At 38.1% G+C, this 26952-nt stretch carries 20 protein-coding genes and 1 other RNA gene; 11 read left to right on the top strand and 10 right to left on the bottom strand.

Annotated elements, in window-relative coordinates; genetic code table 11:
• Positions 1 to 9: 9 nt before the first annotated feature.
• Positions 10 to 2496, top strand: a complete 2487-nt coding sequence (locus DVR12_RS07085; protein ID WP_116974943.1) for a Calx-beta domain-containing protein — start codon at positions 10 to 12, stop codon at positions 2494 to 2496.
• A gap of 289 nt (positions 2497 to 2785) precedes the next feature.
• Here the strand turns inward: DVR12_RS07085 and DVR12_RS07090 are convergent, their stop codons facing one another.
• The 6 genes from DVR12_RS07090 to rplU all read right to left on the bottom strand — a co-directional run bounded on the left by DVR12_RS07090 (position 2786) and on the right by rplU (position 7705).
• Complete coding sequence (locus DVR12_RS07090) at positions 2786 to 3280, bottom strand: GNAT family N-acetyltransferase (protein ID WP_116974944.1); 495 nt, start codon at positions 3278 to 3280, stop codon at positions 2786 to 2788.
• Between the two features lie 8 nt (positions 3281 to 3288).
• A complete protein-coding gene (locus DVR12_RS07095; protein WP_116974945.1) occupies positions 3289 to 4002 on the bottom strand; it encodes a PrsW family intramembrane metalloprotease in 714 nt (237 codons plus the stop codon).
• Positions 3999 to 5687, bottom strand: coding sequence for a DNA polymerase/3'-5' exonuclease PolX (locus DVR12_RS07100; protein ID WP_116975133.1), 1689 nt, complete (start codon positions 5685 to 5687; stop codon positions 3999 to 4001). Before DVR12_RS07100 ends, DVR12_RS07095 begins: the two co-directional genes overlap by 4 nt.
• Before the next feature lie 781 nt (positions 5688 to 6468).
• Positions 6469 to 6999: a histone gene (locus DVR12_RS07105; RefSeq protein WP_116974946.1), complete on the bottom strand. Its 531-nt coding sequence runs from the start codon at positions 6997 to 6999 to the stop codon at positions 6469 to 6471.
• A gap of 64 nt (positions 7000 to 7063) precedes the next feature.
• Positions 7064 to 7342: a 50S ribosomal protein L27 gene (gene rpmA / locus DVR12_RS07110; RefSeq protein ID WP_089765535.1), complete on the bottom strand. Its 279-nt coding sequence runs from the start codon at positions 7340 to 7342 to the stop codon at positions 7064 to 7066.
• Positions 7343 to 7402: 60 nt separating this feature from the next.
• Positions 7403 to 7705: a 50S ribosomal protein L21 gene (gene rplU, locus DVR12_RS07115; protein ID WP_116975134.1), complete on the bottom strand. Its 303-nt coding sequence runs from the start codon at positions 7703 to 7705 to the stop codon at positions 7403 to 7405.
• 400 nt (positions 7706 to 8105) lie between these two features.
• On the opposite strand from rplU, the gene DVR12_RS07120 reads away from it, so the two are divergent.
• The 5 genes from DVR12_RS07120 to DVR12_RS07140 all read left to right on the top strand — a co-directional run bounded on the left by DVR12_RS07120 (position 8106) and on the right by DVR12_RS07140 (position 13441).
• Complete coding sequence (locus DVR12_RS07120) at positions 8106 to 9605, top strand: GH3 auxin-responsive promoter family protein (protein ID WP_116974947.1); 1500 nt, start codon at positions 8106 to 8108, stop codon at positions 9603 to 9605.
• Positions 9606 to 9697: 92 nt separating this feature from the next.
• A complete protein-coding gene (locus DVR12_RS07125) occupies positions 9698 to 10864 on the top strand; it encodes a 1-deoxy-D-xylulose-5-phosphate reductoisomerase (protein WP_116974948.1) in 1167 nt (388 codons plus the stop codon).
• 85 nt (positions 10865 to 10949) lie between these two features.
• Entirely contained in the window at positions 10950 to 12281 is a 1332-nt protein-coding gene (rseP, locus tag DVR12_RS07130) for an RIP metalloprotease RseP (protein WP_116974949.1), read from the top strand.
• 81 nt (positions 12282 to 12362) lie between these two features.
• Positions 12363 to 12736: a transfer-messenger RNA gene (ssrA, locus tag DVR12_RS07135) on the top strand.
• 60 nt (positions 12737 to 12796) lie between these two features.
• On the top strand, positions 12797 to 13441 hold the full coding sequence (locus DVR12_RS07140; protein ID WP_116974950.1) for a putative polyvalent protein kinase domain-containing protein: 645 nt from the start codon (positions 12797 to 12799) through the stop codon (positions 13439 to 13441).
• 377 nt (positions 13442 to 13818) lie between these two features.
• On the opposite strand, the gene DVR12_RS07145 is transcribed toward DVR12_RS07140, so the two are convergent.
• The 4 genes from DVR12_RS07145 to DVR12_RS07160 all read right to left on the bottom strand — a co-directional run bounded on the left by DVR12_RS07145 (position 13819) and on the right by DVR12_RS07160 (position 18298).
• Positions 13819 to 14160 carry a HopJ type III effector protein gene (locus DVR12_RS07145; protein ID WP_116974951.1) on the bottom strand — a complete coding sequence of 114 codons (342 nt, stop codon included), beginning with the start codon at positions 14158 to 14160 and terminating at the stop codon, positions 13819 to 13821.
• A gap of 43 nt (positions 14161 to 14203) precedes the next feature.
• Positions 14204 to 16570, bottom strand: a complete 2367-nt coding sequence (locus DVR12_RS07150) for an ABC transporter permease (protein WP_116974952.1) — start codon at positions 16568 to 16570, stop codon at positions 14204 to 14206.
• 155 nt (positions 16571 to 16725) lie between these two features.
• Positions 16726 to 17718: a nucleotidyl transferase AbiEii/AbiGii toxin family protein gene (locus DVR12_RS07155; protein ID WP_116974953.1), complete on the bottom strand. Its 993-nt coding sequence runs from the start codon at positions 17716 to 17718 to the stop codon at positions 16726 to 16728.
• Positions 17693 to 18298 (bottom strand): DUF6088 family protein, encoded by a 606-nt coding sequence (locus DVR12_RS07160; RefSeq protein ID WP_116974954.1) that lies wholly within the window; start codon positions 18296 to 18298, stop codon positions 17693 to 17695. Before DVR12_RS07160 ends, DVR12_RS07155 begins: the two co-directional genes overlap by 26 nt.
• Positions 18299 to 18716: 418 nt before the next feature.
• Here DVR12_RS07160 and DVR12_RS07165 point away from each other — a divergent pair, with 418 nt between their 5' ends.
• The 5 genes from DVR12_RS07165 to DVR12_RS07185 all read left to right on the top strand — a co-directional run bounded on the left by DVR12_RS07165 (position 18717) and on the right by DVR12_RS07185 (position 26944).
• Positions 18717 to 19304 carry an RNA polymerase sigma-70 factor gene (locus DVR12_RS07165; RefSeq protein WP_158563221.1) on the top strand — a complete coding sequence of 196 codons (588 nt, stop codon included), beginning with the start codon at positions 18717 to 18719 and terminating at the stop codon, positions 19302 to 19304.
• A gap of 75 nt (positions 19305 to 19379) precedes the next feature.
• Positions 19380 to 20564, top strand: coding sequence for a FecR family protein (locus DVR12_RS07170; RefSeq protein ID WP_116974956.1), 1185 nt, complete (start codon positions 19380 to 19382; stop codon positions 20562 to 20564).
• Positions 20565 to 20680: 116 nt separating this feature from the next.
• The gene (locus DVR12_RS07175; RefSeq protein WP_116974957.1) at positions 20681 to 24400 is read left to right on the top strand and encodes a SusC/RagA family TonB-linked outer membrane protein; all 3720 of its coding nucleotides are present in this window, start codon (positions 20681 to 20683) and stop codon (positions 24398 to 24400) included.
• 11 nt (positions 24401 to 24411) lie between these two features.
• A complete protein-coding gene (locus DVR12_RS07180; RefSeq protein WP_116974958.1) occupies positions 24412 to 26250 on the top strand; it encodes a SusD/RagB family nutrient-binding outer membrane lipoprotein in 1839 nt (612 codons plus the stop codon).
• 253 nt (positions 26251 to 26503) lie between these two features.
• Complete coding sequence (locus tag DVR12_RS07185; protein WP_116974959.1) at positions 26504 to 26944, top strand: hypothetical protein; 441 nt, start codon at positions 26504 to 26506, stop codon at positions 26942 to 26944.
• The last annotated feature ends 8 nt before the right edge of the window (positions 26945 to 26952 follow it).

The raw sequence follows: 26952 nt of genomic DNA on the forward strand, positions 1-26952 counted from the left end.
CTAAAACTAATGAACAAATTTTCTTCACTAATGCTTTTCCTTGCGATAGGTACACAAGCCTTCGCACAGGAAATGCCTGTCGTGTTTAACAAGAGTTTCAGTGGCCCGAAGAACCAGTACAAGAAGCTGGCAATTGCGGAAAACAATGCCATTGTTGCAATTGGAGGGGGTAGTGATAATGGATGTATCACTAAATTATCGGCCACCGGTAACCTGATCTATAATGCCAAACTGAATAAAGGTGGGTTGGTAGCATTTCAGGATATGTTGTTGTTACCAAAAGGAGAACTGGTAGCAGTTGGAGGAGGAACAATTGCCTACGGTAACGCACGTATTACCAAATTATCATCTACAGGTGAGGTAATATTCGATAAAAGCATTGGAAATGGCCAGGGAGGTTATTTTACAAAAATCATAACCGACCGCCATGGTAACTATATTACAGTAGGCGTTGACGGTAGTAAACCTGCTCAGGCACGCATAACAAAAATGGCACCTGACGGGAAAATAGAGTTCGACAAAGGATTTGGTTCTCATAATGTATTTACTAATGTTTTGATTGATGAAGATGAGAATATTATTGCAGTAGGTGGAGATGTGGGAGACGGACAGGGTAAAGCATTTATGGTGAAAGTAGATGGTAAGGGTGAAAAACAATTCGACCTTTCTTTCGGTAAGCCAGGAGCTATGTTCGAAAAAATGTTGTTGCTGGAAGACGGCGCAATATTAGCAATGGGTGGTGGTGCCTATGGTACGGGAAATGCCAGTCGTATTGCTAAAGTAAATAACGAAGGTCAGGTAGTATTTGATAAAGAATACAGTACTGCCGATGGTAAATTCAATGCTATCAGAGTTAATGACCTGGGTCAGATTTTCGCTTGCGCAGAAGAGAAAGATAAAGGTCGTATCGTGAAACTTCGCCCGGATGGTACCGAATTATTCAATAAAGAAACAGATGGCGCTCTTTTCTCTTTGGAAGTAGGAAAGAATGGTAAAGTTGTTGCTGCAGGAGGTAACCTTACCAACAACACTGGTAAAATTGTAAAACTCTTACCAGATGGTACAACCGTATTTGATAAAAATATGGGATCAGCATTTCAACATCTCCTATTAACAGAAGACGACGAAATCTGTGTAGTAGCAAAAGATGGCTACCGCCTGATTAAAGTAAGTGCAGATGGTGAAATGATGTTCGACAAGCAATTAGGAAAATATGATGCTAAAACTTCACTGGCTTCATTACTGATGAGCCCTTCCGGCGAAATCATTGCAGCTGGTGGTGGAGATGAAGATGGTAACCGTATCATTAAAATCAGCCATGGAGTTACCATTAATGATATTGCAGTATCTGAACCACTGAATGGTTTAAGTAATGCTTCCCTTACAATTACCTTATCCGGATTTTTGAGAAATAATGGAGTTAGAACACCGGTAAATGTTCATTATAAAACAATTCCTCATAAAGGTGGTGCCGGAGCTAATGATTTTGATATTACAGAAGGTACTATCTCGTTTGTTCCTTCAGAATTTGCATCGGGCGCAATTATCTCTAAAACCATTCAAATTCCGATTAAAAGTGATAATCTGTTAGAGGGAAAAGAAACGTTCCACGTTGAAATATTAGACGCTTCTGATTTACATCTTACCAAATCCAAAGGAGAGGTTACAATATTAGATCAACCTGCTATTGTAAAATTTATTGGAGGCAGTAATGGTGCTGAGCCGAACACAGATATCGTATTTTCTGCAGGATTGTTTAAAAGAGATAATTCTCCATTAATCAATGCAACATCAAAACCAGTTAGATTAACCTACAAATTTGGTAATGGTACAGCAATGCCTGGAGCTGATTTTGTAAACAGTACCAAAGCACCTTTCGTAATTGACAGTGGTGCTTCAACGGCGAGTCTGAACGTTAAAGTAAAAGACGATAACCGTTTTGAGCTGGCTGAAACAGTAGTATTGGTACTGAGCGAAATTAAGGCAGAGAATGAAGCGATTGTAGGATATACCGGGGATGTAACCTCTATTTCAGCGTCACAGTATATTCAGGATCAGGCTGCCTATGTTACATTGGTAAAACTCACCGATGCTAATGAATCAGCAACAGCACCGGTTAGTATGTTTAAATGTATTCTGGTAAAAGCAGCAGATCAGACTGTACAAACCAATTGTACGGGTAGTGATATCAATATTTACTTTGGGGTAGATTCTTCCAGCACTGCGGCTTACGGTAGAAAGTACATTATCATGAATGGAGATATGGTGAAGATTACGGGAGATTGTGCATTCAGTGAAACCGATATTCAGGTAGCATTGGTAAACGACCGTATTAAAGAAGATGATGCATTGGTGGTAGTAAAACTCCGTGATGTAACAGCAGCAGCACATTCTGGTATGTTGAAAATATCTCCGGATGTAAAACTTAATAAGGCAGTTGCAGTGATCCACGACGATGATAACGACGAAGGTAGTAAGATGGCAACTGCCAAATAAAACAGGCTTGGATTAACCGATATACGCATTTCAGGCACACCTACGGAGGCTGACCAAAAGTAATTTTGGTTAGCCTCTTTTTTTATAATCAATACATTAAAAAATAGCATCTTTTATATTAAAATATAAAAGATGCTATTTTTTTTTATTGAATCAAATCCAGGCAGAATTTGTTATCGTAAATAAAGCATAACACTACGATCAAACTTACTCAATATAAAAAGAGTTGTGTCTTTTAATGGTTAACTTGGGAATAAGCCTGGTATATCCTTACCGGGCTTTACTATTTTTATAATGGTAATCTCATTACATAATCATCCATTACAAAGCCATTTCCGACATCGGTAATTTTCTCTTTATAAATACTAAAACCCATCTTTTTGTAGAAGTTAACAGCCTTATTAAAGCGATTTACATCCAGTTCCAATATTTTGATGCCTTTTGCTTTTACCTGCTCAATAACCTGTAGCAGCAGCCATTTTCCGGCGCCTTTACCCTGGTAGGAAGGATCTAAGTATATGCGATGAAGTTTGTATACTTCAGGTTCATTAGTATGGCTATACGAAGCAAAACCAATAGGTTTATCTTCGTCACTTAAAATATTGAACTGATGGTTTAAGGTATTGAGTTGCTGAGTTAATGCATTGGTATTATACATCATGTCCATCATATAGGTAATCTGCTCCGGGGTGAGGATTTCTTTATAAGAAGGAGGCCAGATTACTTCCACTAAACCCTGAATTAAAGGGATATCATCTACTGTTGCGAGTTGAATCTTATACATAGTATTTACTAAAGCTGTTCGTTATTTTTATCGTCAAAAAAATGCTGTTCATACAGTTGTTTGGATAAGGCAGTATCTTTTTTTACTGCTCTGATAGATAGGCGGGCAGCAAAAACAAGTGTTATAATGGATGCTCCGACGAGGAATATGTTGTTGCCCAAAAACAGGAAGAAATCGAAAGTTCCATGAAAGAAGATGGCGACAGCTAATCCTTTTAATAAGAGTATCGTATTTTTTTGGGGTATGAATTTGGCCAATCCGGTATAATATCCCATTAATATGGCGAAGGTAGCATGTGCAGGAACCGATAAAAACATACGTGCAACACCAGTACCAATGCCATATTTACCAACATACGCAATATTTTCAAGGGTTGCAAACCCCATTCCTATCATTACTGAATATACGATTCCATCCAGTGGCTCATTAAATGCTTTTTTAGGATAGGCATAACCCCGGAGAACCAGAAATTTGGCCATTTCTTCAGACACCCCTACAATACCATAAGCAAAAGCAGCGGTGCCTATCAGGGTACCATTATTTTCTTTAAAGCCTAATGTTAATGCTACTCCCTGGATTACCAAAGGAAAAGCCACACATAACATTCCTAATATAAAACTCTTCAGAAGTAAACCAGCTGGCTCCCTGTCGTATTTGTCCATCGCATAAAAAAACAGGCAGATAGCAAATCCCGGGGCCACAGCTAAAGCCAATAGCATCATGTATGGATGTTTTTAAGTTGCTTACGCTGATGCAGGTAAGCCTCCAGCATGTCAACAGTATAACTACTTAGATTGTTTGCGCTGGTTAGTCCACCTTTCTGTGCAGCTAATGTTCCATATTTCACATCATTAAAGCCATGAATGCTATGAGCATCAGGATCAATTGAGATCAGCACTTTCTTTTCTATGGCATAAGGCAACCAGGTATAGTCGATATCTAATCTTCTCGGGTGAGCATTTAACTCAATAACTACCTGATTAGCAGCGCAGGCATCAATGATCGCCTTATGATTTACGGGATAGCCATTCCTACTAAGCAACAAGCGCCCGGTCATATGTCCGAGTATGGTAGTATACGGATTTTCTATAGCCTTCATTAGTCGGCTCATCGCTTTTTCTTCGGTCATTTTCAGGTTAGAATGAACAGAAGCAATGACCAGATCGAATTTTGCAAGGATTTCATCCGGATAGTCGAGCATTCCATCGTTCAGAATATCAGATTCGATGCTTTTGAAGATCTTAAAGGGAGCGAGTTTTATATTGAGCGCTTCAATTTCTTCGTGTTGCTGTAATACTCTTTCTATGTGAAGTCCATTTGCATAAAAGGCAGTACGGCTGTGATCACTGATCACCAGGTATTCAAATCCCTGTGCTTTGGCAGCCAGTGCCATTTCTTCGATTGACGATTCTCCATCGCTCCATTTACTATGTGAGTGGATGATACCTTTAATATCAGAAGGAACAATCACCTTAGGCAGCTGGTGTTGACGGGCCAGTTCAATTTCTGCTGCTCCTTCGCGTAAGTACGGAGGGATAAATTCCATATCAGCAGCGCTGAAGATAGCTTCTTCGGAGATGGCTTCCTTAATACAGGTAGCGCCACCGGCAGCATTGAAATGATCTATAAAGGCAGCAGCTCCGGTAGTAGTGAATAACTGGGCGTAAAAGTCTTTCGTTTCACAGCAGTGAGTAACTATTTTAAGTTTCTCATCCAATTGCCAAACGGCATTATGCTGATTGGTTTCCTTAAGCGTAAAGCCTGGAAGAGTACTTAGTTTTTGTTGAGCATCTTCAGCGGAAGCAGCTATCAGAATTTCGATTTCTTCAATTATTGTACTGTTTCTTCGAAAAGCACCAGTAATAGAGACAAGAGCCGGAGCAAACAAATCTTTTATTTTTTGTTCCAGGTTATGACCTGGTTCTTCTACTTCGGCAAAAAGGAACCGGTGGCGATTTGCCAGGTAGAATTCTATATTTTGTTTAACGTTTTCCTGAGTTTTGGCACCAAATCCTTTGAGGAGCATTAGTCTGTTTTCGTTACAGGCATAAAGCAGTTCGCCCATGGATTCGATTTCCAGTTCTTTCCAGATGGTGGCAATTTTTTTTGGACCCAGTCCTTTTATCTTCATTATTTCGAGAATACCTGGAGGGGTGATGCTGAGGTATTGTTCGAGTAATGAGAAGGTGTTTGTATCCAGCATTTCAAGGATGGCTTTACCGGTAGATTCTCCGATACCCTTTACTTTAAAGATTTCATCTTTAGGCATTTCCGATAATTGGAAAGGGAGTTTTTCTATTGTAAAAGCGGCAGAGGCGAATGATTTAGCTTTAAAGCTGTTTTCGCCGTGTATGTCCATTAGTTTGGATAGCAGGGAAAAGTTATCTGCGATAGCGTAATTGTCCATGAGGTAAAAATACGGTTTCTCGCAAAGCGGCCAAGTTTTTTTAAGAGGGGTAAGAGGAGGGTTTTTAATTTTTTTTATAGTTGCTAACAAAATAGTTGAGGAGGGATTTGGTTGGAGGAAGAGGTGATGGCAAGAACTTTAGAACAACATTTAAGATGTGAGTATAGGAAGGGTATGGAAGGTGAAATAGAAATTTTCCTTTCAGGCAATCTTCGAGGTTATAAAGTTTGATAAAATAATAAGCGAGATGAGTTGGTCGAGATAGGGAGGTGGTCCTTTCAGGCAATCTTCGAGGTTATAAAATTTGATAAAATAATAAGCGAGGTGAGTTGGTTGGGATAGGGAGGTGATCCTTTCAGGCAATCTTCGAGGTTATAAAATTTGATAAAATAATAAGCGAGGTGAGTTGGTTGGGATAGGGAGGTGATCCTTTCAGGCAATCTTCGAGGTTATAAAATTTGATAAAATAATAAGCGAGGTGAGTTGGTTGGGATAGGGAGGTGATCCTTTCAGGCAATCTTCGAGGTTATAAAATTTGATAAAATAATAAGCGAGGTGAGTTGGTTGGGATAGGGAGGTGATCCTTTCAGGCAATCTTCGAAGTTATAAAGTTTGATAAAACAACAAGCGTGATGAGTTAGCTAGGATAGGGCTGAAATATTACAAGTTCTTATGCTTCTTAAAAAAACTTATAAGGCTTTGCGAGCCAGGGGCCAGGAGGCATAAAAAAACTCCCTCTACGTGTAGAGGGAGTTTTATAACTACATTTTGTAATCTAATCTTAGTTAGAAGCTGGAGTTGAAGGAGTTGCTGGAGCAGCAGGTGCTTTTGCAGCTTTCTTAGTTGCAGCTTTCTTTTTAGGAGCAGCTTTCTTAGCAGCAGCTTTCTTTTTAGGAGCGGCTTTCTTAGCAGCAGCTTTCTTTTTAGGAGCAGCTTTCTTAGCAGCAGCTTTTTTAGGAGCGGCTTTCTTAGCAGCAGCTTTCTTTTTAGGAGCGGCTTTCTTAGCAGCAGCTTTTTTAGGAGCGGCTTTCTTAGCAGCAGCTTTCTTTTTAGGAGCGGCTTTCTTAGCAGCAGCTTTTTTAGGAGCGGCTTTCTTAGCAGCAGCTTTCTTTTTAGGAGCGGCTTTCTTAGCAGCAGCTTTTTTAGGAGCGGCTTTCTTAGCAGCAGCTTTCTTTTTAGGAGCGGCTTTCTTAGCAGCAGCTTTTTTAGGAGCAGCTTTCTTAGCAGCAGCTTTTTTAGGAGCGGCTTTCTTAGCAGCAGCTTTCTTTTTAGGCGCAGCTTTCTTAGCAGCTGCTTTTTTAATTGTTGCCATTGTTTTTTGAATTTGGGTTAGTAAAATAATTGGGTATTAAAAAAAACTTTATGGCTAACACTGATTAGGCTTCTGCCTGAGCAGTGGTGTCAAATGCTTTAACAGAAACGTAAGTCTTGTTTTCGCGACCTTTTCTGAATTCAACTACACCGTCTGCAACTGCGAAAATGGTAAAATCCTTACCAATACCTACGTTTTGACCGGGATGATAAACCGTACCTCTCTGGCGAACGATGATGTTACCAGATATCGCAGGCTGACCACCAAAGATTTTTACTCCAAGCCTTTTGCTTTGGGAGTCGCGGCCGTTCTTTACGCTACCTTCACCTTTTTTATGTGCCATTGTATAATAACTTTAATAAAACGTTGTCTTAGATAAAAAAATTTAGCTTAATAATGATAATTAAGCTATTTCATTGATTTTGATTCTTGTAAAGTGGGTGCGGTGACCGATTTTCTTTCTGAAGCCTTTTCTTCTCTTCATTTTGAAAGCGATTACCTTGTCGCCCTGAACATGAGCCAGAATCTCTGCCTTTACTACTGATTTTACATCAGTGCCTACGGACAGGGTACCAGCATTGTCAGTTAACAGTACATCAGAGAATTCAACTTTATCTCCAATATTTCCTTTTAACTGTTGTACAAAAATTTCCTGGTCTTTTTGTACTTTAAATTGCTGACCTGCGATTTTTACAACTGCAAACATAATTATCCAAAATATAATTTCCGCAAAAGTAACCTTTTGTTTTATAATAGACAAAGTTTTTCGGGCTTTTTTAATATCCAATGTATAAATCAATGGAAAAAAGCATCCAAAACTTAATATTTTCAAAGATACATACTTTCTTGAATTTTAAATTAATTTAACAAATAATCCTATTATTATTAGAATTATTTTCCCTTTGTCATTTCCTCATAAAACAGTCCGCTACTGAACAAACCAAAGCAATTTTGCCTACATTTGTCGTTTATGCAAATAGTGAAGGAGCCGGAATATTTTGTAACGAAAATGTGGAGCTGGATAGCTGCAGGGTTTTAATCAGATCTTGCCACAAAAAATCCAAAAATATTCCTAATCTTTAGTCTTCAATCATAAAATAACAGGCATGAAGTTTAAATCACTGCTGGCCAAACCATTTGCTTCTATTGTCCATAATAAGATAAAGAAGGAAATGTTGAAGGCGGTGGAAGATCAGGAGGCAATCCTGCAGGAATTAGTAAAGACAGGCAGAAAGACTGAATTTGGTAATGAGCATCATTTTAACGCTGTACAATCCTACGACGAGTTTAAGCAAGCAGTGCCTTTGAGGGATTACGAACAGTTTAAGCCTTATATACAGCGGATTAAAGAAGGTAAGCAAAATGTATTATGGAAAGGACAGCCTATCTATTTTGCGAAAACTTCAGGCACTACCAGTGGTGTTAAATACATTCCGATTTCTAAAGATTCTGTCAATAATCATATAGATACAGCCCGTAACGCCTTATTAAATTATATGGGCGAAACCGGGAATTCAGCATTTGCTGACGGGAAAATGATTTTTCTTTCAGGATCGCCGGAGCTGGAACGTGTTGGCGGTATACCTACCGGAAGGCTAAGTGGTATTGTTAATCACCACATTCCAAGATATTTACGTACTAACCAGTTACCTTCTTACGAAACAAACTGTATTGAAGATTGGGAAACCAAACTGGATAAAATAGTTGAAGAAACCATTAATCAGGATATGACCCTGATCAGTGGTATTCCACCTTGGGTTCAAATGTATTTCGATCGCCTGATCGAACGTACAAACGGGAAGCGTATCAAAGAGATCTTTAAGAACTTTGATGTAATGGTTTATGGAGGGGTGAATTTTGAACCCTACCGAGCTAAATTAATGGCTTCTATTGGTGGTCCTATTCATACTATCGAGACTTTCCCCGCCTCAGAAGGCTTTTTTGCTTTCCAGGATTCTCAGGAACAGGAAGGACTATTATTAAATACCAATTCTGGTATTTATTATGAATTCATTCCCGCAAATGAGATTTTCAATGAAAATCCTACCAGATTATCGTTGAAAGATGTTCAAACAGGCGTAAATTACGCTATGATTATCAACAGTAATGCAGGATTATGGGGCTATAACCTCGGAGATACCGTCAAATTTATTTCCACTAATCCATATCGACTGTTGGTAACCGGCCGTATTAAACATTTTATTTCAGCTTTTGGTGAACACGTTATCGGAGAAGAAGTAGAATATAGTCTGATGAGAGCTGCAGCTGAAGAAAATGTTCAGATCACCGAATTTACTGTTGCTCCAAAAGTTCAGACATCAGGAGAATTACCATATCACGAATGGTTTGTTGAGTTCGAAAATCCACCTGCCGACCTTTCTGCGTTTGCAAATAGAGTGGATGCTAACTTACGCCAGAAGAATATATATTACGACGACTTGCTGAGAGGTAATATTTTGCAACCTCTTAAAATCAGGAACATCCGGAAACAGGGCTTTATCGATTATATGAAAGCAATAGGTAAACTCGGAGGACAAAACAAAGTACCTCGGTTAAGTAATGATCGGAAGCTGGCCGACGAACTATCGGCCTATATACAGCAATGATATTGATTACAATCAGATAACCATTACAATTATCAGTATTGATAATTGTTTCATCATGTTTATGTTAACCTGAAAAAAAGTAAATCACCGTAATGAATAAACGAAAAATTGCCATCTTCGGGTCAACCGGCTCTATTGGCATACAAGCACTGGAGGTGATCGCGGCGCATCCCGACAGATTTTGTGTAGAAGTATTGACCGCTCAACAAAATGCAGACCTGTTAATTGAGCAAGCGCTTAAGTTTAAACCTAATGCTGTAGTAATAGGTAGTGAAGCAAAATATAAGCAGGTTAAAGATGTATTATTCGATAAAGGCATCAAAGTCTTTGCCGGTGCTCAGGCGATGGTGGAAGTAGCTGCCTGGAATTCTATAGATATGGTATTAGCCGCCATCATGGGATTTGCTGGTTTAGCTCCCACTTTGGCAGCAATTGAACAAGGTACTCCTATTGCCCTGGCTAATAAGGAAACCCTGGTAGTTGCAGGTGATATTGTAATGGCAACTGCCCGCAAAAAGAATGTGCCTATCATCCCGGTAGATTCCGAACATTCCGCTATTTTTCAATGTCTCCTCGGTGAGCCAATGACTAAAGTGGAAAAAGTGATTCTTACCGCTTCAGGAGGTCCATTCCTCGGGAAGAAACCAAACTTCCTCATTAATGTAAAAAAAGACCATGCTTTACAGCATCCTAACTGGAGCATGGGTGCTAAAATAACTATCGATTCCGCTACCCTTATGAACAAAGGGTTGGAAATGATAGAAGCCCGCTGGTTATTCGGACTATCGCCAGAGGATATTGAAGTGGTGATTCATGCTCAGTCTATTATCCATTCTATGGTGCAATTCGTAGATGGATCATTGAAAGCACAAATGGGATTACCAGATATGAAACTGCCGATTCAGTACGCACTGGGATATCCTGACCGTCTGGCTAATGATTTTCCCCGCTTTTCCTTCAAGAATTATCCGGCATTAACATTTGAACAACCAGATACCAAAACCTTCCGCAATCTGGCAATTGCTATTGATGCTATGTATAAGGGCGGTAACGCTGCCTGTGTTATGAATGCAGCGAATGAGGAAGTAGTGAATGCCTTCCTGAGAAACAGAATAGGATTCCTGCAAATGACTGAAGTGATCGAAGAAACATTGGTGAAAATACCATTTATAGAGCAGCCAACTTTGCATGATTATTATCAGTGCGACCGTGCTGCACGAGAACATGCTGCATCCCTGATCAATGCTATAATTATATAAATTGCAGTTAAAAATTAACAAGACTTTTATCTGATATATCTGCTAAAACAGATATATTACGCGATTAAAGAAGAAATTACTTTAAATGAGTACAGAAGAAATCTTAATAAAAGCGGCACAATTGATATTGTCGCTCTCTATACTGGTAGTCTTACATGAACTGGGGCACTTTATTCCTGCTAAATTATTTAAGACGAGAGTAGAGAAATTTTACTTGTTTTTTGATCCCTGGTTTTCTATCCTGAAATTTAAAAAAGGAGAAACTGAATATGGTATTGGATGGGTGCCCCTGGGTGGATATGTAAAAATATCCGGAATGATCGATGAGAGCATGGATACAGAGCAGATGGCAAAACCTCCGCAACCCTACGAATTTCGTTCTAAACCAACCTGGCAGCGTCTTATCATCATGATTGGTGGTGTAGTCGTAAATATTCTGGTGGCATTCTTTATTTATGCTATGCTCTTATGGCACTATGGTGAAACCCGTTTACCTAATGCCAGTGTTGTTTATGGAGTAGAAGCCGATTCTTTAGGCCGTAGTATTGGTATTCAGGACGGAGACAAAATAGTGTCTTTGGATAACAGACCAGTTAAGTATTTCGATGGAATTACTGCTGAAGTGATCCTGAAAGAAGTGAAATCAATTCAGGTCGACAGAGCCGGACAGGTTATCAACCTGCCTATTCCTGAAGGCTTTGTGAATAAGCTCATTAAGCGTAAATCATCTTTTGTAGAAGCAAGACGACCTTTTGTAATAGATACCCTCCTCCCGGATGGTGCTGCAATTAAAACTAATTTACAGAAAGGGGATACTATGTTTGCAGTAAATGGTGTGCCAACACCGTTTATGAGTGGATTTACTACTGAACTGAGAAAGCATAAAAGTGAAAGTGTAGATTTGGGCGTACTTAGAGGAAAAGATACCCTGCATGTAAATGCAACATTAAGCGATAAAGGTACCGTAGGTATAGGGGGTAAAGAAGTATTGGAACTTTCTACCATTCATTATACCTTCCTGGAATCACTTCCTGCCGGCTTCCATAAAGGAATTGATAAGCTGAAGGATTATGTTAGCCAATTACGTTTGATTTTTGTGTCGAAAGAAATTAAAGCAACTGAATCTGTTGGAGGTTTTGCAAGTATTGCCAACTTATTTCCTGCTAAATGGGATTGGGTTGCCTTCTGGAATCTGACCGCCTTTTTATCTATTGTACTGGCATTTATGAATATTCTGCCCATTCCAGGATTGGATGGAGGACACGTATTATTCCTTGTATACGAAATTGTTACCGGCCGCAAGCCTAGCGAGAAATTCCTGGAATACGCCCAGGTAGCAGGCATGCTCCTCGTTCTTGCACTATTGCTGTTTGCCAATGGGCTCGACGTTTGGAGATGGCTTAAAGGACTTTTCTAGAATTATTTTATAAAACCAGCAAGAGGTCGCTTCTTGCTGGTTTTATCATAAAAAAGCTGTATATTTGTACTTCTAATTACCGGGGATGCCTGGTTTTGACAGCATAGATCTTTGATAGTGTAAGCATGCCGTGCGTTGGATAATTAGCACGATAATCTGAATATTCAAAATTTAACTGGCGAATCTAATTACGCCATGGCTGCCTAATCAGAGATTAGACACCCATTATAGCCGCCTGGAGTTGTCGCCTTATGCGACTCCCGCCGCTGAATCATAAAACCATAGGGATAGGCATTCATGGTTTCTGTGAGTGAATGCTGAAACAACAACGGATAAGAACAGGGTTGGTTCGTTACGCCCCTGCCAGGTTCCGACAAAGCAATGCGTAAATAAGCATGTAGAAAGCTATCGGCGATTGTGTTTGGACGCGAGTTCGATTCTCGCCATCTCCACAAACTCAGAATATATTGGATTGTTGGTATATTCTGAGTTTTTTAATAACAATATTATTTTAGATGATCTCCAATGAAATCCGGCGAAAACTTCAAAATATCATTAGAGGAGCTCTCATTGAGGGGGAAGAAGATCATTGCTCAGCAATCAGAAATCTCCTTAGCCAAAGCTTTGGCTCAAATCCAACTATTAAAAGAGAATTCGAAAGTCGATCAATTCTCAAAGAAGAGCAGGCTTGCCTCTTAAAATCTTACGCAAAAAATAATAATTTTTGGATCCAAACCTTATCCTCTGGTAATCAATATTTGACCAGAGGTGGAGAATCTGAAATTTTCCTCGCTACAGATCATCGGCATGTGATTAAGGTCAATGACGCAATTTATTACGCTACTTGGCTTGAATACTTTAATAGCCTGGTAATACATAATTTATTATTTCCTAGTACAGCTTATGAATTTTTAGGTTTTACTTCCTGCAAGGAAGATACACTTTGCATTATACTTAAACAACCATTTATTGAAGGTGAACAAGCTGATCTTGCAAATATAAAAGAGCTATTAACTTTTAATGGATTTCAAAATACTAGAAGACAGGATTATTATAATGAAGAATTTGGATTAGTATTAGAAGATATGCATGATGAAAATGTGATATCAAAAGATGGTACTTTATTTTTTATTGATACTGTCTTTTATATAATGAAATAGAAATGTTAATTATGACTTATAAGGGAGGTTCATAATTAAATAATTTCTGAAAGTCTGAACGCTTTTAATATCGGATTGAATTAAATCGTTGGTGATTATTAGTAGTAAAGGAAATATTATCTATCTATTTTTCTGATCCCCCATCTGGAGAACAATACTTCAAGTATAATATTGGGAAATCTATTTTGTAAAAAAATAATCGACTGTATATCAATAGACTAATTCAAACTAATTACATAAAACAAAAAGAGGGTGTCTCAAAAGTAATTTTTCCCCTATTTTATTCGGGTACCTGATGGGGAGAATTTTCGTTTATGCTATTCTCAGAGCCATCAAATTACTTTTGATCCATCCTCTTTTTCACGCTTAAATACTAATTATTTTGCTGTCAGTGCCTGTCCTTCAAACGCTATCCCATCCCAACCATGAATCATAAACTGTCTGATATTCTGATGATCAGCAGCATCAGGAGTCTGGAGTACTGACTGATAATGTTCTGCAAATAAGTAGAGTGTATCTTCTTTGCTCAGGTTGTTTAAAAGAGCAAAGGAAAACACTTTTGCACTACCCTGATTTTGAGAAGCCTCATTATATGCATCCCCATTTTTGAAAGCAGTAGGCTGATGCAGATATGCAGATTCAATAAATGTAATCACTTCTTTAAAGGTAAGTGAGTTGTCTTTTAATTGTTGAATTAATGTATTTACCTGTTCTATCATGCTGAATTTTATCTGAATGAACAAAAGTAAAAATTTAAAGTGGTTATTCCGACTTCAAACTCTTCACAGGGTCCATTAATGCGGCCTTTATTGCCTGATAACTTACCGTCAATAAGGCTATTAAGATTGCTAATGCCCCTGTAATTATAAATATCCAGATACTGACTCCAATATGGTACTGGAAGCTTTTTAGCCATTGGTTTGAAATGAAATAAGCGAATGGTGATGCAATGAAAATTGAAACGATTACCAGTTTTATGAAGTCGCTGGATAGTAGAATAGTTAGACTTGTAACAGTAGCTCCCAGTACTTTTCTTACGCCTATTTCCTTAAATCTGTTTTCTGCCAGAAAAGCTGATAAGCCGAATAAACCAAGGCAGGAAATAAAGATGGCAAGCGCAGAGAAAAGTGCCGTTAATTTACCGGTTAACTTTTCATTATTGAATTTGTTTGTGTAGGCATCGTCTGTAAAATGAAATTCCAATGGATAAGCAGGATTATATTTTTTGAAGATGCTTTCCATACCTGCAATATTTGTAGTTCTGGAATTGTTATCATTAAGTTTTACAATAACAGTACCCATCCAGCTTTTAGGGCCTTTGACAATAAGAGGTTTTACGCTTGCATAAGGAGATTCCTGGATGAAATCACCAATCACTCCAACAATTTGCCAGGTTTCTTCATCATCATAAATCAGCTGACCAATGGGGTCCTTAAATTTCATGAGTTTTGCAGCAGTTTCATTGATAAGGCAGGCACCAGAATCGGAAGGATGATTTTTTATATCGATATCGCGGCCTCTTATTAGTTTCAGTCCAGCTGTCTTAACCAAATCACCTTCTGTAGTATATCTATTAACCTGCACCTGGAGATTGGGATCTTTCCCTTGCCAACGTAAACTAAGGCCATAGCTCCAATTTTCAGTAAGAGGAGATTGGGTTTTAGTTACAGAGGTGGCGTAGCCGGAGGTGAGTAAATCGTTTTTTATTATGTTGAAATTCTTTTCCATTTCATCATTCAGAATGATATGAACCAGGTTATTCATATCGTAACCTGTTTTCCTTTGCTGACCGTATTTAACTTGTTGAGTTACCACCAGGGTACAAATAATAAGGACTATCGCAAAAGTAAATTGCAGCACAACTAACAGTTTGCGGGGTGCCAACATTGTATTGCTGTTCTTAATGCGCCCTTTAATTGCCAGGATTGGTTTAAATCCGGATAGAAAGAATGCAGGATAGCTACCTGCCAGAATACCTGTAAACATAATGAATCCGATACCTGACAACCAGAAACTAAGGTTGTTAAATTCTATGCTGAGTTGTTTTCCAACCAATGAATTAAACGCTGGCAGAACAAGTAACACAACAAGAAGAGCAAATACTCCGGAAATAAATGCATACAATAATGATTCACTCATAAATTGAATAATAAGTGATACTTTAGAAGCACCTATAACTTTTCGTACCCCCACTTCCCGGGCTCTTTTTTCACTGCGGGCAGTAGAAAGATTCATAAAGTTGATGCATGCAATCAGAAGGATGAATACAGCGATGAGTATAAATACTCTTATAGTTTCTATGCGACCACCAACAGCTTTTCCATTTTCAAATTTGTCATACAACCATAATTGGCTTACAGGATATAGAAATTCCTCAGTTTTTTCAACGTTGCTGGTATGTTGATGAATGATGGTTTTTAATTTATTATTGATAGTTTCCTCAGAAGTATTAGGATTTAACAGCACATATGTTGAAACTGAAAAATTGCTCCAGTCTTTATCAATGTTGCCGGAAAGTGTTTCTTTGTCATAAGAAGTCAGGTATTCAATAAAATTGAACTGGGTATTGTTAGGTAAATTTTTCAGGATACCAGTAACGATATAGTTCTGTGAGTTGCCCATTACCACAGTTTTACCGATAGGGTTTTCATTTTTAAAAAGCTTCGTTGCCAGTTGCTGTGTGAGTACAATTGAGTTAGGATCACTAAGTACATTTTTTATGTTCCCGAATTGAAGAGGGAAACTAAACATAGATAAAAAATCCTGGTCCACAATAGCGCCTGTAGATAAGAGTTTTTTGTCTGGTGTATTTAAGGATAGGAGGTTGCGTGTCCATCTTACTCTAGAAACACCTTCTATTTCGGGGTAATCAATTTTCAATGTAGGAGCCATGATTTCGGGTGTAAAAGTCATGGATCTTACTTTTCCGTTAATTGTATCGTTAGACCAAACCTGGTATAATCTATCCTGTTTCGAATGGAAACGGTCGTAGCTTAATTCGTTATGTACCCAAAGTAAGATTAACAAGGCACTGGCCATACCGATAATAAGGCCACTTATATTAATAAACGAGAAACCCTTATTGCGCCAGATATTCCTGAATGCCAGGTTTAAATAGTTCTTTATCATAATTGATGAAATCTGTATGACGGAATGCCGGAGGTCAGCCAAAAAAATGCCAGAGAGCAGATGTTATTGATAATGAGATTATTAGAGAAGTTAGAAGTAAGATATTGTTCGTTTTTGATGCATGAAAATGTACGGTTATGAACGTATGGGAAATTTCAATTTTTTAGGTTTTCAGAGAACTTGCTAAGTTTTTCGATCAATTCATTAAAATCCGGAGCTTCATTATCTAACATTGAACGTTTCATTAGCAGGTAATCTTCCATCCATTTTTCCCTTACTTCCGGAGGTGGTATAAGTTTTAGATCAGTTATTGATGTTTGAAGATAATTTACATATTTGTTAGGAGTGAATTTGCTTCTGTGAGTACGAATGGCATTAAAGAGTAATTCATCATTTCTGGCTATTTCAGCGTGAGAAGAATTACTAAGACAATATAAGTCATACATATGCCTGGAAAGACGTATATGCCGAATTTCATTTGAAGGCTTGGAAAATTCTTCATGCAACAACCACATTTTTTCAAGCATTGTTCGTGCTGGTAGTACTGTTGGAACTGGGAATATGGGAAGATTAAAATTTCTATTCGGAATGATATTAAGTAATGATGAAATTGGGCGATCAGAGAAGGGTTCTTTTAATGATCTGGCACCTAATTCCAGTAATACTTTTGATCTCATATAGTTTGAATCGGAAAATAGGGAAGTATATTCCATTTCAATGATTCTGGGATCAGCATCGCTGGATTTTGTTGTTCTCACATCTGCAGTGATTACTTTTTTGCTTACTCCAATTTGTAATAATTTTTCTCTTAAAGTGAATAGGAATTGATCACCCACAAATTCAGCGCTTGCTTTACGCAGTTTTCTTATTTGAGTTTTACTTATTTCTGATTGGAAACCTAGAATTACTGGATCTATTGCGAGATCTACATCCTCAGAAAATCTTTTAATTAATTGCCATCCTTTACTTAAAGATGTACCACCCTTAAATATGATATTTTTCGCAAAAGTTGTGCTGAAAACCGCTTGTAAAGCCAGGGTTACATAACAATCTTTTTCTAAAGCAATTGGAGAATATCCAGAAAGAAAACTTGCATGATTAATTAATGCTTTCTTTTGTTTTTCAGGCAGATTGAGCCACTCGATCATATCGTTTGTTAAGATAATTAGTTAACAATTGTGAAGTTTTTCGATTAATTTTTCTTGCGGTTTTGATAATCTCCTTCTTGCTATAATTATCTAAAGTCGAAAATAACTGATTGGTTGATTCACCAGTTTCAAGAGCGCTAACAATAAGCTCTAATTTACTATTAGCCCTGCTTACTTTTTTATTAGATATACTTTTATAAATAATCTTATTGGAACCAATACGTACTACTTTATTTGGGCCATTTGACAAAAATACGACATGAATTGGAACCTGAGTTGATAATCCTAATTTATTCAATGCAGATTCCCGGGTTGGGGTTATTGTGATATTCTCGTTGGCTGCAATTGCATAGGCAATATCTTCCATACTAGGATACAATATTCCTAAGTTTTTATCTATTTCAGGATAATAATAAATTCCATGACCTAATCGTAAAAGTTTCTGCTCTTTTACTAATCGCGATAAAGCAATTCGAAGTTGATCATATTCAATCCTTCCAATGAAATCATCAATAAAGACAAAGTTACCTCTTCCTTTACGTTTTATTGATTGGTATAGCTTTACTTTAACTGATTCCATATGTTACAATTATAATACTAAGATACAAATTTTTGATACAATTTTATATAAAAATTGTATCAAAAATAATACCTGGTAAATTTAGTTTTTAAATTAAAAAAATAATATTATATATTATAAATCAATATAAAATACATTTAATTTATTTTTAAATAAAATTAGATTTAATTTTTTCAATTTGACATAATTCTTGATTTACCAAAAAAATCATAACCTTTGAGTTCCACTTTTTAAGTTTTCTTGGTAAATCAATTTTTTTATTTTACGTTTGGGTCAGAACGATAATAATTACTCTGGATCAACTGAAATCTATCTAATTACTTTAGAGACATGAAAGCTATGCACGTATAAGTCCAACAATTTTCGCTTGTAATTTCACAAAATCACTTAGTTATTTTACCTGATATCCCATTCGACAGTGCAACATTTACTTACATCATCAGTAGATCTGCAGGAGGTTGCTGCAGGTAACGAAAAGGCATTCAAAATTCTGTTTGAACAATATAGAGGGAAGTTATTTAATTATATTTCCCGCTTTGTAAAATCAGAAACGATTGCCGAGGAATTGGTGCTTGATGTATTTATGAAGATTTGGATCGGAAGAGACCTGATAGCTCAGGTCCGAAATTTTGATGCTTTCCTCTTTCGTATAGCACATAATAAGAGTATTGATTTCCTGCGTTCTGCAGCCGGTGATAAACGACTGCAGGAACTATTGTGGGATAAAATTGATCTGGCCGATCAAATTGGAGCCGATACCGGCCTGATGGCACAGGAATATGAAAGCAAAATCAGGGCTGCCATAGCCTTATTACCTCCTCAATGCAAAAAAGTATACACCCTTAGCCGGGAAGAAGAACTATCGCACGACCAGATTGCACAACAACTCAATATTTCAAGAGCAACCGTTAATAACCATATAGTTATGGCTCAAAGATTTATCCGCAACTTCCTTTCAAAAGAGATAGATCTGGCCATCGTTATCCTGCTTCTCGGAAAAATTTAAAAAAAATTTCATCTCACACTAGTTATTCATCATTTTTTCTCCGTCTTATTAAGAACGGAGTATCTATTTATTGCTATGAAGCATGCAGAAACACACAACTGGAAAGATCTGATAACAAGGTATTTGAATAATCAAATATCCAGGGCCGAGTTGGCAGAGATGCTACGCAAAGTAGAGAATGAAGAAGATCTCGATGCATTACATGAAATACTTAGTACAGAATGGAACCACGAAGAATCGCAGACAGATAATTCAGGTATCGATTGGAATGCTCACTACGAGGCTATTATTAATGCTTCACCCGCTTTTTCTTCAAAAAAAGGATTGGGGAGATGGACACGCTGGCTGTTAGCCGCCTGTCTGTTAACAATTTTTTCGGTAGGAGGGTATTGGACATATTCTACCTACTACAATAAACAACAAAAGATTACTGCCACAACGCAATTTGACAAACAACCAGGAAGCAATGGCGGTATTCTGATACTTGCAGACGGCAGTAAAATACAACTGGATAGCATGGGAAATGGAACCCTGGCCATGCAAGGCAATACTAAAATCAGCAACCGTCAGGGTCGTATAATTTATAACGCTTTCGAGAGAGGCGATGAACCACAAATGTTCAACACTATTACAACCCCAAGGAGCAAGCAGTTTCAGCTTGTATTGGCTGACGGAAGTGGTGTTTGGCTAAATGCCGCTTCCTCTGTGCGCTTTCCAACTACTTTCAACAATAATGAAAGAAGAGTAGAAATTACAGGTGAAGCTTACTTTGAAATAGCTCAACAATCAAAAAATGGTAATCCCATACCCTTTATTGTTTCCGTAAATGGTGTAGAAATAAAGGTATTGGGAACGCACTTCAACGTTAATGCATATGCCGATGAAGAAGTTATTAAAACTACCCTACTGGAAGGGAAAGTAATAGTCTCTAAAACAAACAAACAACAGGTTTTACAACCAGGTGAACAATTGCAGCTGGATCATAACGGCAATTTCACACTCTTAAAAGATGTAGATACTGATAGCGAAGTAGCCTGGAAAAATGGTTATTTCTCGTTCACAAATACCGATCTGTTCAGCGTTATGCGCCAGATATCCAGATGGTATGATGTAGATATCGTGTATGAAGGAAAATTGCCTAATCGTCGCTTTGGAGGAGAGATTTCACGTAATACCAATGTTTCTCAGGTATTGAAAATACTGGAAGAAAGTAAGATACATTTTAGACAGGAAGAACACAGGATCGTCGTATTACCATAAAACAAAAAACCGCCCTGAGGTGAGAGACAGAGCGGTCGAAAGTTTCGGTCAATACTCTATATAACAATTTGTTTGGCACGAATTGCTGATTACTCAACCAAAACCACTACTAAAGTATGAAAAAAAAATTACGTACCGCCTGGTATTTCAGCCGTCACGTACTTCCCAAAACATTCCTGTTTATGAAGTTAACAGCCGTTGTCATAATGGCCACTTGCCTTCAGATTAGTGCAAAGGGCTATTCGCAAAAGGTTACATTGTCAGAAAGTAATTCCCGTTTATCAAAAGTCTTCCGCGTTATTAAAAAACAAACTGGATTTTCTTTCTTCTTTGACGAAGCCTGGTTAAAACAAGCTGAAGGAATCACTATTAATGTGAAAGATGTCAGCCTGGAAGCCGCTTTAGATATTTGTTTCAAGGACCTTCCGCTTACTTATAGCATTGTTGGAAATACAGTGGTTGTAAAGCCTCGCGAAGAAGCGCCTATTTCTGCTGCACAAGCCAATCCACCTATCAACGGTGTTATAACTGATGGTGGCAAACTCCCTTTAGCCGGTGTTTCTGTAAGAATTAAAGGAACAGATAAAGGAACTATAACCAATGAAAAAGGTGAATTTACCCTCAACGCAAAACCAGGCGATGTGCTTGAAATCTCATTTGTAGGTTTCAAAAAACAACAGGTAACCATCGGCCAGGATTCCAAACTGAAAATTGTGATGGAAACCGGTAGCAGTGGCCTGGGTGAAGTAGTTGTTACCGCTCTTGGTATCGGCAAAAATGATAAAACATTGGGTTATGCGATCACTACTCTTAAAGGAGAGGAGCTAACCAGAACCAATACTGTAAATCCTATTACCGCACTTCAAGGTAAGGTGGCCGGTGTAAACGTAAGCACCATGACCGCCGCCGGGGTACAAACGTCTCCGTTTATTCAGATCCGTGGTGCCAAAGTATTAGGTACTCCGGGTAATAATACCAACCAGCCAATTTTTGTTATTGATGGTAATGTGCTGACGAACAACGTATCCAATGCAGATGATGCAGATCCTGGATCTCAGCTCAAAAACCTGAACCCTGATGACTATGAATCTGTAACCATCCTTAAAGGTGCTGCTGCAACCGCATTGTACGGTTCCAGAGGTATTAATGGTGCAGTAGTAATTACCACCAAGAAAGCGAAAGTCGGACAAGCGTTTCAGGTAGATTTGGGTTCTACCTATCAAACCCAGCAGATTTACAGAGCTCCAATGGATCTTCAGAATGTTTATGGCCAGGGTAGTGCATTAACCAGAGAAGGAAATTTCAGACCTGATGGTACTCAGTCTCAAACTACCGCCAGCTGGGGCCCTAAAATGGATGGTAGCCTGCATCCTGCTGTATATGATCCTTCAATTAAGGTGCCTTACTCTCCTCAGCCAGATAACTGGAAGGCATTCTATCAGAATGGTAATTTTATCAACAATAATATCGCAATATCCAGCGCAACTGATAAGTTTAATTATCGCTTGTCATATTCTAATAACCATACCAATGGTACCTTACCCAACAATGGTATGCAGAGAAATTCAGTAGCACTGAAAATTGGTGCAAAACTGAATGATATTTTCTCTACCGATTTTGGTGTGAGCTATTCTAATACCGTTGCAAAGAACTTCTTCTCACAAGGAAGATGGGCGTATGGCGGTGGGCAAAACCTTGCCTTCAATACCTATTATCTGCCTAGAAACATTGATTTCCAGGAATGGCATAATACTTATCGCAGAGCAGATAACGGAATCAACGGAAATGCTTTTGGCAACCTGATCTCTGCTCAGAATGCATTCGCAAGATTTGATAAGAATAACTACTACAGACATGAAAATTCTGTACTGGGCTACCTGCAACTGAAAGCACAGGTTAATCCATGGTTAGACCTTTCTGCCAGAGGTAATCTGAATCTATATAAAATCCGTACTGAAGAGAAAAACTACGGCAATGATATTAATAATGCCGGTGGTTATTATGCAAGTGGCGGAAGTTATACAGGAGATTACACCATGTTGTTTATGGCCCATGCTGTAAAAACTGCGATGAATAATGACCTGACTATCGATATGCGCTTGTATAACGAAGATTTCGGTGATATGTATAACGAAAGTTATGGTGCCAGCATCAATGGTGCTTTAAGTGTTCCTAACCAGTTTTTCCTGGGTAACTCCTCACAAAATATTCAGAGTAAATATTACTATGGTACCCAGGATGTTCCTGGTCCGAGATACCCTTCTCAGTTAACAATTGGGGTAGGTGGTATATTGAATCTGAACTATAAACAATATCTGAATCTGGAGTTGACAGGGCGTAACGACTGGCGATCTACACTTACCTATCCTGTAGCGGCAGTTGGTGCACATAATAATTATTCAATTTTCTATCCGGCAGCTAACCTTTCATACTCTTTCTATGATCATTTTCATAATAGTATGCCAATGTGGTTATCTGCAGGTCGCTTAAGGGCATCTCTGGCTTATGTAGGTAATTCCGGTATTGCTGGTCCTTATCAAACAGGAGTTGGTTATTCACCAGCTACTATCTATAATCAAAATGGTGCTTCTGTAGGTACTGCTACTCAGTATAATGCAGATACCAAACCTAATCTGAATCTTAAAGCACAGATCAGCCGCACCTGGGAATTTGGTACCAATTTCGGATTGTTTAATGATCTGATTAATGTAGATTTTGCCTGGTATAAAACCAATACTTTCAATCAGCTGATCAAATTAGGTGGAGTTCCTGAAACCGGTTATAGCCAGGTATTCTTTAATGCCGGTAATATCCAGAATAAAGGTTGGGAATTGTTAGTGAATGTTTCACCGATTCGCAGCAAAGACTGGGGTCTTGATTTCGCTGTAAACATGGCTCGTAACAAAAGTAAGATCATCGAATTTGGAAATGGCATTACCGACTGGAACCTCAGTGATAACTACGAAGGTGTAAGCGTTCATGCATATGAAGGTGGAGATTTCGGAATTCTGACAACCAATAACGATTACTACGCAAGTACAGCTATTGATTCTAAAACAGGATTACCTATCATTACCTATGATGGCAGACTTACCAGTACAGCTAACCAGTACGATATGGCTAACTATAGCTTAAAGGTAATTCCACAGGGCGCTCCTAATGTACGTATCGGTAAAGTGGAACCAGATGTAACTGGAGGTATCAGCGGTACTTTAAGATATAAAAACTTCAGTTTGTTTGCGCAGGTTGATGGACGTTTTGGTGGTTATGTATTCTCTGAATCATATGCCTATGCCACTGGTCAGGGTACTACACTCAAAACGCTGGAAGGAAGAGATAAGGAACATGGTGGTTTACCTCGTACAGATCCTTTATGGAACAATGGCGAACCAATCTATGATGGTATAATTCCAAATGCAGTATTTGATGAAGGTCAGATGAGTCCATTACAACCAGGAACGAGCATTGCAGGAATGACATTCAAAGAGGCCTACGAGAAGAAATTAGTAGAGCCAATGAAAGCATCGCTTTATTATAATACTTTCTACGGTTGGGAAACCAATTTAAATACTACAGAAGTAATCAGTAAGAATTCATGGGTAATGCTCCGCGAAGTAACGCTTGGATATCGTTTACCAGCTGCCGTTAGTCAACGTCTGCACCTGAAAGGAGCAAGATTGAATCTTTCTGCCCGTAATATTGGTTATTTATACCGCACATTGGCAGGTGGACAAAATCCTGAATCATTACAAAGTAATGATCCATTCAGACCATTCATAACAGGTGGAGTTCCATTCTCCCGTAATTATGCAGCTACCCTTAACATTACTCTGTAAACCTTGTGCACATGAAAATTATCAATAAATATATAGCAGGATTACTTTTACTAGGAACACTAAGTCAGTCTTGTAAAAAGACATTAATCGATATCAATACAAACCCAAATTTATTAAATGATGTAGCGCCTGAATACTTATTTACCGGTTCTACAACAGATATTAATTTTGGATCCAGAGATCGCATTTCCCAGCGTTATGGTGCTACCATGACCTACATGCAGTACCTGGTTCCGGATGCATCTACCACGCAGTCTTTATCGGGGAAATATTGTGATCCTAATAAAGCAACTGGTCCAAGTCCGGATTTCATCTTCTACAGTGATTATTTTAAATCTACCGGTCGGGATATGGGCCGGATCATTGAAAAAATCAATTCACTGACTGGAGAGCAACAGACTAAATATCAGGGTTTGAAAGGCATCTGCATGATTGTGGATGTTTATCATGCCTGGAGAGTAGCCGATATTTTTGGTGCAATGCCTTACAGTCAGGCATTTAATGATGCCCAATTTCCATTACCGAAGTATGACTTTGATTTTGATCTTTATAAAGTATTTGATCAGAAGCTGAAAGATGCAGCAACTTTGCTGAAAAATAATACAGCCAATCAGATTGCTCTTGGAAATCAGGATCTGTTTTATAATGGAGATTATGATGCGTGGTACAGATTGGCGAATACGCTGAGAATTAAGATTGCTCAACGTTATGAGAAGAGAGATGCAGGTCAACTTACAAGTGTGTTGAATGATGTTGCAACAAATTTCGGTAGCAAAATCATGAACCCATCTCAAATAGATCCGGCCAGTGATGGATCCTTTGCTATCAATTTCACACGTGACTGGGCGAATAATGTGGATGATATCAATGTAATTTTATTTAACTACAATGCATCATTTGCGTTTGTAGAATATTTAAAATCGATGAATGACCCACGTTTGCCATTGATGTTGAGAGAGAATGATTTTGGAGATAATAGTACTCAATATCTTAATGTTAAAGCAAATGGTAATGCAGCTACACTGGCAGCCTTGGCCTTACCGGAAAACAAAGTACGGTACTGGGGTAAACATGCAGCTCCTGAATCGGCAGGTGAACCGGGCTATGGTTCAACAGGAGGAGACAGGAACAAAGCGTTTGTAATGGCCGATGGGTCTACTTCAAACCTGGGCTTCCTATCTGCAGTACAAACCCGCTTATTTATTAAGAATGGTGGTTTTGGAGGATTTGATTCCAGGTCTGACCGTAAACTGATGCATACAGATGAGACTTATGCTGATGGATCTACCATCAAAATGAAATCCTTCTTCCTGACCTATGCAGAAACCTGTTTTATGATGGCAGAAATTGCAGAGAAAGGTGGAAACGGGTTGGGAGCTACTGCTCAGCAGTGGTTTTATAAAGGAGTAGAAGCATCTTTTAACCAATATCGTTCATTTGGTATTGCTACAAAAGTACCCAATGCCGCGGATGCCAATATCGGCACATTTGCCACTCCGGCAAAATTGCCTTACAAAGGTTTGGCCAGCATTTATTCACAATCATGGGTACACTTCATGATGCAGCCAGATGAAGCCTGGGCAATGTGGAAACGTACAGGCTATCCTCAATTTACCAATACAAGACCAGGTAATAACGGAACTATTGGAGATGGATCTACTATCGCTTACCTGGAGAACCTCTGGGATGGTGGTAAAAATCTGTTAATTCCTCGCAGAAATATGCTGAATGTTAGTTCTACTTTAAACCAGGAAAACTACAATGCAGCGGTAAAAGGAATGATAGATAAAGACCCGGCATACGGAACTACATCACAAGATACAAAAGGACGTATCTGGTGGGATAAATAGTCTAATCACTTGTTATCTAAATCTACAGGGGTGCTTCAAGCGATTTGAAGCATCCCTTTTTGTTTGGGGAAAGTGATAGAAATATTTCTTGATAAGTTATTTAAAACTTGACTTTGAACCATTTGTATTAGAATCTATTAAAAAAGCTGTTTTTTGTACAGTTGAATTTTATAGATGCACCATAGAATAGCTAATATTCTTTTTTCATTGTAAAAAGCTAAATTCATAAAATTCTGTACCTAAAAACTAAACTATGAAGATCTTAATGCGGGTGCTATTGTTATTTATTGGAGGAGTAGCGATTGTAAGTTGTAAACACTCCGTTATTCCATTAAGTGCGAAAGAAAAAGAATTTGAAAGTTATTTGGCTAAAAAATATAAATGCACATCCGTAATATCACATGACTATTATGCTATTAATAATAGCAAAAATAATGGAGTCTTATACCTATCACTTGAAAACTCTCAAAATGAAGACTTTTGTACTAAAGATAGTTTATTCTTAAAGAAGTTGGCATCTGCAATTGTGGAAGAGCTTCTGCCAGTACTTTCCTATAAAAAAAACTATGGTAATGTAGATGTTGGTTTTGAAAAATATATTATTGAAGGTACTCATCAAAGAGGGATTTGTAGTAGAATTGTAAGAGTAAATATTACAAAAAATAGATCAAGATACATACGTTACTGGTATTAAGTTGTTAA

The organism is Chitinophaga silvatica (genome assembly GCF_003419895.1).
GTDB classification, from domain to species: Bacteria; Bacteroidota; Bacteroidia; order Chitinophagales; family Chitinophagaceae; genus Chitinophaga; species Chitinophaga silvatica.